Raw genomic sequence first — 1914 nt, 5'->3', positions numbered from 1 at the left:
TACTTTAAAGTACCTATAGCACTTTAAAGTGCGTACTTTTTATCACCTTGAATATCATTCATAATAGCACCTGTAAGAAGAAAATAAGCTTTACGGTACTAGCTACTTAATGTTACAGCAGTTTATTTAGATTCAGATTGATTGAAACTTTGGAATTCAATAATTTTCGAAATGTCAGAGTGGCATAAAACGATTATGGAGGTTAAAGATATGAGTACTTCAAATTTGAATGAAATAAGCAAACAAATTTTAAAAGAGGAAGAAACGCTTCAATTTACTTCTTTTACAAATGAAGATGCCTTGCAATTAGGTTTATTTATCGTTGAAACAGCAAAGCGAGAGGGTAAAGTGATTGCAGTTGATATAACGAAAAACGGTGTGCAATTATTTCATTTCAAGATGACAGGGACAAATAAGGAAAATACGAAATGGATTGAGCGTAAAAAACGAGTTGTTTCCCTGCATGATCATAGCTCGTATTATATGCAGATACAAAGTGAAATAACTGGAATCTCATATAATGAAAAATATCTTTTAGATAGGTCGGATTATGCTGCGTTTGGTGGATGCTTTCCTGTCCAAATAAAAAACGTAGGGGTTATTGGAATGATAACAGTTTCAGGATTACCGCCAGAAGAAGATCACGAATTGGTAGTAAGAGCAGTTAAAAATCATTTGAATCAATAATTGTAGCAAGTAAATAGATAATTAATTTTAGGGGGCAATACTTATGCCATTAATAGAGCTAAATACTTGGCCAACCATGTCAACAGAAGAAAAAAAGGAATTCATTTATGAAGTAACTGAACTTACAATAAAACGATTAAAAATTGTCCCTGACAAAATTCAAGTGTTGATCACGGAACTTGAGAAAGAAAATTGGGGGAAAGCTGGAGCTGTAGCAAGTGATGCTACCTTTGCTGAGAAAAGTAGGGTGTCCAATTGGGAAACAAAAGAGTCTTATGATACACCGGATCGTAACGTTGATGGAATGGCTATCATTAAGATCGATATATGGAATACATTTGATCAAGAGACAAAGGATAAGTGGGTAAATGAACTTACACAAGTAACCTCTAAATATACACATGCACCTTTGGATAAAGTGCTAATTCTTATTCGTGAAATGATTCCAGGAAACTGGGGACAAAGCGGTGTAACGGGAGCCGATAAAGACTTTCTTTCCAAAAGTCGTACATTTTAATGATTAAATAAAAAAGGCAAAAATGAACATATTTCTGTTCGTTTTTGCCTTTTTTGTTATTTGTCTGCGGTAATGAATATGATTCTTTATTTTTCAAGTAATACCCGCTAAAGTCGCCTCTCTAGGAAGAGTGTGTTTCTTCATATGCTACCTTTCTTCGTTGAATGTAGATGTCAATTTTTGAGCAAAATAAGCTAGGTTATATAAATATTACTTTTTAGTACCTATAGTACTTTAAAGTACGTACTTTTTATTAGGGTCATTATCATTCATAATAGCACATGTAAGAGAGAAACAAGCTTTACGGTACTAGTAATTAACTATGTTACTTTTTAGTACCTACAGCACTTTAAAGTACGTACTATTCATTATGTTAATTGTATTTCATAATAGTACATGTGAGAGAAGAGCGAGAAGTACGGTACTAAAAAGTACCTATAGTACTTTAAAGTGCGTTCTTTAAAAAGAGAATGAAACCATTCATAATAGCGTTTGTAGAGATTAAATATATTTTTTGAAAGATAAAAAGGCCTTTTTATCGCACTATTATGATGGGAATTATAGGGAAGAGGGGAAACTCAATTGAATTCATATACAGCATCGTCTTCAGAAGTTCAGACGAATCGAAGAAGTATATTTGCGTTATTAGCGCTAGCAATTAGTGCGTTCGGGATTGGGACAACTGAATTTGTTAGTGTCGGTTTATTACC

At 33.2% G+C, this 1914-nt stretch carries 2 protein-coding genes and 1 pseudogene; all 3 read left to right on the top strand.

All coding sequences use genetic code 11. The features are described from left to right. Positions 1-171 precede the first annotated feature (171 nt). Positions 172-687, top strand: a complete 516-nt coding sequence (locus KI369_RS28025) for a heme-degrading domain-containing protein (protein ID WP_212958915.1) — start codon at positions 172-174, stop codon at positions 685-687. A gap of 43 nt (positions 688-730) precedes the next feature. Next, a complete protein-coding gene (locus tag KI369_RS28020; protein ID WP_212958913.1) occupies positions 731-1204 on the top strand; it encodes a tautomerase family protein in 474 nt (157 codons plus the stop codon). A gap of 582 nt (positions 1205-1786) precedes the next feature. After that, a pseudogene (locus KI369_RS28015) lies at positions 1787-1914 on the top strand (MFS transporter); the annotation flags it as partial.

The sequence above is a fragment of the Bacillus sanguinis genome (assembly GCF_018332475.1).
GTDB classification, from domain to species: domain Bacteria; phylum Bacillota; class Bacilli; order Bacillales; family Bacillaceae_G; genus Bacillus_A; species Bacillus_A sanguinis.
Note: the sequence above shows the minus strand (reverse complement) of the source record. Positions and strands in the feature narration are given on the sequence as shown.

What these genes read in the sequence shown, in the direction of transcription:
- KI369_RS28025 (WP_212958915.1), top strand. Translation starts at nt 172, where the DNA reads ATGTCAGAGTGGCATAAAACGATTATGGAGGTTAAAGATATGAGTACT.
- KI369_RS28020 (WP_212958913.1), top strand. Translation starts at nt 731, where the DNA reads ATGCCATTAATAGAGCTAAATACTTGGCCAACCATGTCAACAGAAGAA.